The following is a 5569-nucleotide window of genomic DNA, read 5'->3' on the forward strand; positions in this document are numbered from 1 at the left end:
CCCTTTTGAATTGCCATGTAGTAAGACAATAATTGTAGTGGAATTACTGAAATTACTGGTGCTAATATATCCATTACTTCTGGTATATAAGTTACAGAAAAAACTGATTTTTCAATTTCAGTGTGGCCTTCAGGTGCGAAAGCAAATACTTTTGCTCCTCTAGTAGTTATTTCTTTTATATTGCTTACTGTCTTATCAAATATTGATTTTTGAGTAGCTAGTGCTATAACTACAGTCCCTTCTTCCATAAGGGCTATTGGACCATGTTTTAGCTCTCCAGCTGGATAAGCATCTGAATGAATATAAGATATTTCTTTAAGTTTTAATGAACCTTCGAGTGCAACTGCATAGTCAAGTCCGCGTCCTATAAAAAACATATCTTTATGCATATAATTTTTTGATGTAAATTTTTGAAGCGTTTCTTTATTTTCTAAAACTTTCTCTGCTTTTTCTGGAAGTTCCATCATAGCTATTTTAATTTCTTCAATTTCTTCTACACTTAATGTCTCTTTGTTCTGAGCAAAGAATAATGCTATTATATACATTGCTATAAGCTGAGTTACATAAGCTTTAGTAGATGCAACTGCTATTTCTGGTCCCGCCCATGTGTATAGTACATCATCTGCTTCTCTTGAAGCTGCGCTACCTACCACATTTGTTACCGCTATAACTCTTGCGCCTTTTGACTTTGCAAGCCTCAAAGCTGACAAAGTGTCTGCAGTTTCTCCGGATTGACTAATAACTATCATAAGTGTGTTTTTATCCATTATTGGATCTCTATATTTAAACTCAGAAGCTATATCTAGTTCTACTGGTATTCTTGCTAGTTTTTCTATAACATATTTGCCTACAACACCTGCATGGTATGCAGTTCCGCAAGCTACTATATATATTTTATTTAAATTTTTAATTTGATCTTTAGTTATATTTATGTCATCTAGTGTGATTGGCTTTCCTAAAACCACTCTTGAAGTCATTGTATCTCTGATTGCCTTTGGCTGTTCATGAATTTCTTTTAACATAAAGTGCTCATATCCACCTTTTTCAGCAGCCTCAGCATTCCAAGTTACATGGAATACTTCTTTTTTTATTACTTCGCCTTCTGCATCAAGAAGTACTATTCCATCATTAGAAATTACAACAAATTCTTTATCTTCTAATAAATATACCTCTCTTGTATGATTTAATACTGCTGGTATATCTGAAGCTACAAAATATTCGTCTGTGCCAAGTCCTACTATTAATGGACTATCTTTTCTTACTGCTACTAATTTATCTGGTTCATTGCTTGTTATTACTGCTATTGCATAGCTACCTTCCATTTTAGTGATAGCCTTCATTACCGCTTCAACTATATTTCCCTTATAGTAGAAATCTATAAGGTGTGGTATTACTTCTGAATCAGTTTCAGATGTAAATTTATATCCTTTTGCCATTAACCATTCTCTTAAATGAATATAGTTTTCTATAATACCATTGTGGACTACACTAATAGTTTCTTTTTCATTAGTATGTGGATGAGAGTTCTCATCTGATGGTTTACCATGAGTAGCCCATCTTGTGTGTCCTATACCAATATTTCCTTTAAGCGGATTTTCTAATAATTGAGCTTCTAAATTGGCAAGTCTTCCTTTGCATTTAGTTACGCTTAATAATCCATCTTTTATAATTGCGATTCCTGCTGAATCGTATCCTCTATATTCTAATTTACTAAGACCTTCTACCAATAATGGTGAAGCCTCTTTACTTCCAAAATATCCAACTATTCCGCACATATACATCTTCCTCTCAAATTTAAATTTTTGTACAAATTAACTAAGCATATTTCCATCAATGTTTTTAATAATCCGTTGAAATATACTAATTAATTCAGCACCTTTGGGTGCTACACATATTTATTAAGGTTTTAACACCAGATTGATATTGTTACAAAAATCACTTTTTGCTTTTATCAATCGTTAACGGTAGTGCGCTACCGTGGGGCATCCGCCGAAGATTTCGATACTCCCCATCCTCGTCTACTCAAGTTGCCTCTCACCAGTAGACATCAATATTAATGCATATCTACTGCTACTTATAAAGATTAACAACTTTAGTTCTGGCGCTTTTAATTTTATTTGCTTTTCTCAATTTAATATCTACAATTTACCTATTTAGCACCACCTCTTCCATATTATATATAACCTTTTGTCCCGTTAATTATATTTTTTTTCGAGCATAATGTCAATGTTTTTATTGATTCTTAACAGTTTGTATCAATTTAATCTCTATATTATATGCATATATTCGAAAATAAGTTAATGAAATGCTTAATAAACAAACGCAGAATACATAGAATATTATTTTATGTATTCTGCATATAAAATATTACTTATTATATTTTATTCATTCAAGTTTACTATAAACTCTTCAATAGTTTTCATAGCTAACTTCTCATCTTCTCCATCAATTCTAATAGTTATTTCACTACCCTTTGTTAATCCCAATGACATAATATTTATTATACTTTTAGCATTGGCTATTTTATTTTCTCTAACGATTTTTACATCACTTTTAAATCCATTAACTAATTTAACGAGATTAGATGCTGGTCTTGCATGTATTCCTGTTTTATTTAATATTGTCATATTTTTTTCTATCATAACTAATGCACCTCCACTCTTATTTATAATTAGCTAATAAAAATCTTTCTGCTTCAAGACACCATAATCCATTATTACTGTTTACTATTTTAGCGAGTCCAGCAAATAGTGAATTTGTTTTTCCTTTTTCTTCAAAATCTTCGATATCAGTTAATTCCATTTCAATATTTGTGTAAATTAGTTTTTTACCTCCAGGTATTTTAGGTAAATCTAAAGTTGCTTTTGCAACGCTGTCAAGTCCTCCTATATGAGTAATCATAACAGCTGGATTTATTATTTTTGCAGCTGACATCTGTAATGATTCAATCATGTCATTAGTATTTCCTCCAGTTGTTCCTACGATATGTGAAGAAGTGTAATGCACATTGTAAAAATTAAATTTTGCTGAGAATTTATTATCTGTAGGGCCTGCAAAGAAGTTAAGGCAACCATCTCTTGCAAGTACACTATCTCCAAGCTCAACTACTGAACTTATTGGTGTATAAACAAACACATCATCAAAGCCAGTACCTCCCGTTAAGGATCTTAAATGCTCAGATGCATTCTCTAAGTTTTTCGTATTAACAAAAATAAGTTCAACCCCGCATTTTTTTGCTTCTTCTTTTGTAAATATTGATTCAGCACGTTCTAATTTTTTTTCATCAATATCAGCTATAACAAGCATACCTGGTCTTCTGTCACAGTGAAGTGCATAATCTATTGCTCCAAATCCCATAGGACCTGCTGCTGCAAGAAGTGCCATTTTACCACCTTCGACTATTCCCATATTATGTTCATATTTACCTACTATAGTATGATATGAAGCGTGGTAAGCCCCAATTATGCAAGACATTGGTTCAGCTAGTGAAGCTTCATAAAATGATTCTCCATCATAATTTAAAAGACATCCAAGTTCCATTACTTCTTGAGGAATTATAGTATAGGTTGCTGCTCCTCCAAAATATTTGTAAGAATAACCTGGTGATGCCATACTTCCTTTATAATTTAGTGCAGGTTGAATTGCAAATTTTTCACCTACTTTAAATTGACTATTCCACTTGGAGCCTACTTGCACAATTTCGCCTGCAAATTCATGTCCAACAATAACTGGATTAACATCAATATCATTTGGAACTCTCTTATGTTCTTTACCTAATATAGCTGCTTTATACGTTGACATACAAATACTATCTGTTATATTCTTAACAAGTATTTCGTCCTCTTTAATTTCTGGAAGTTCAAATTCCTCCATTTTTAATAAGTTTTTATCATATAATCTTACTGCCTTAGTTTTCATTATAATTCCACCTTTCTATAATATCTGTTGTACTCATTTCACACTGATTGATTTTAGGCACATGAAAATAAATAAGAGGTCAAAGATGTTAGTATATTTTGTGTCAGACAAGGAAGTAGGTTCCGTCGCTAGTCGTACTATCGGCGGGTTCTGCTGACGCAGTATGACGCAAAATAGACTATCATACTGACTTGTTATTTATTTGAATGTGCCTTGTCTCCAAGTTCTATAAATATTCATACACTACTTGTTTTTCAATGTTTAATATATCGTTAAGACTCCCTGCAGTAGTACCATCTGTCATAACTCCAGCTGTTGCTGCAGCAACTGAGAGAGTAACTGCTCTTTCAAAAGAATAACCCTTGTCTAGAGCAAATGCTAATGCTGCAACCATTGAATCTCCTGCCCCTACTGTGCTCTTTACTTTAACCTTTATGCCGCGTGCATGTATTGTTTTTTCTGTATTCATAAATAAAGCGCCATCACATCCTAGTGATACAGCTATCATCTTAACACCATAATCAAATATACCTGTGCAAAGCTTTATACATTGATCAATTCCATCAATTTTTACATCAAATAGTTTTTCTAATTCATGTATATTGGGTTTAATTAAATAAGGTCCTGATAAAATGCCCTTCTTTAGTAGTTCCCCGTCAGCATCCAAAATGGTTTTCACTCCTACCTCTTTAGCTTCTTTGATCCATAGTTCATAAATATTTTTTTCAATTCCTTGTGGCACGCTTCCCGACAATACCAATATGTCATCTTGTTTTGCAAGATTAAATATCTTTTCTTTAATTCTTTTAATGTCATCCTCAGAAATATAATTACCAGACTCATTAATATCCGTATTTGTATTTTTAACTTTATCAACTATCTTTATATTAGTTCGTGTTTCTCCAGTCACAAAGATGAAGTCATTTTCAATTTTCTCAGTATCCAAATAGTTTTTAATAAACTCTCCAGTTTTACCAGCAAGTGCGCCGAGTGAAATACTTTCTCCACTTAGACTCTTTACAACCTTTGAAACATTAATACCCTTTCCACCAGCATCTAATTTTATAGAGGATACTCTGTTAACACTATTTATTGTACAGTTATCTACTTCCACTGTTTTATCTACAGCCGGATTTAATGTAATGGTTATAATCATATCACACCTCTTCTTTTCTTGTTTATTCTAATCTTTCATAAATTTATTATAAATATATTCTATTTCATCTATATGTCTTAGCTTATTTAAAGTATCTTCATCTGCATCTTCAATAACATTTGCTAAATTAGACAAAATGCTTAAGTGTTCATTTCCTACTCCAGCAATTCCTACTACAATGTAAGCTAACTCTCCGTCAAAAGATACTCCTTCAGGATATTGGAGCACAACCATTCCAGATTTTATTATATTTTTCTTTGCAGCACCAACGCCATGTGGAATTGCAATGCCTTGTCCGATATATGTTGTAAGATCATTTTCTCTCTCAATCATAGCTTCAACATATTCTTCGTTAACATATCCTCCATCTACCAAAAGACGTCCTGCTAGTCTTATCGCTTCATATTTATCTGTAGATTTTAAATGAACCTTAATATTTTCTTTTTTTAACACAGTACTTCCTTGTGGCAAATCACTCTTCGTATTAACATCTTC

5 protein-coding genes are annotated in these 5569 nt (G+C 32.4%); all 5 read right to left on the reverse strand.

Going from position 1 to position 5569, the window contains the following annotated elements; all coding sequences use genetic code 11:
* A partial coding sequence (gene glmS, locus JJE11_RS13745; RefSeq protein ID WP_291636549.1) for a glutamine--fructose-6-phosphate transaminase (isomerizing) occupies window positions 1–1775 on the reverse strand: 1775 nt, incomplete at its 3' end.
* A gap of 606 nt (window positions 1776–2381) precedes the next feature.
* On the reverse strand, window positions 2382–2642 hold the full coding sequence (locus JJE11_RS13750; RefSeq protein WP_291636551.1) for an HPr family phosphocarrier protein: 261 nt from the start codon (window positions 2640–2642) through the stop codon (window positions 2382–2384).
* Window positions 2643–2661: 19 nt separating this feature from the next.
* Window positions 2662–3918, reverse strand: a complete 1257-nt coding sequence (locus JJE11_RS13755; protein ID WP_291636553.1) for a zinc-binding dehydrogenase — start codon at window positions 3916–3918, stop codon at window positions 2662–2664.
* 226 nt (window positions 3919–4144) lie between these two features.
* Window positions 4145–5074 (reverse strand): 1-phosphofructokinase, encoded by a 930-nt coding sequence (pfkB, locus tag JJE11_RS13760; protein WP_291636555.1) that lies wholly within the window; start codon window positions 5072–5074, stop codon window positions 4145–4147.
* Window positions 5075–5101: 27 nt separating this feature from the next.
* The coding region (locus tag JJE11_RS13765; protein WP_366927935.1) for a PTS sugar transporter subunit IIA at window positions 5102–5569 on the reverse strand (468 nt) is incomplete at its 5' end.

The sequence above is a fragment of the Clostridium sp. genome (assembly GCF_016650095.1).
Taxonomy (GTDB): Bacteria; Bacillota; Clostridia; order Clostridiales; family Clostridiaceae; genus Clostridium_AD.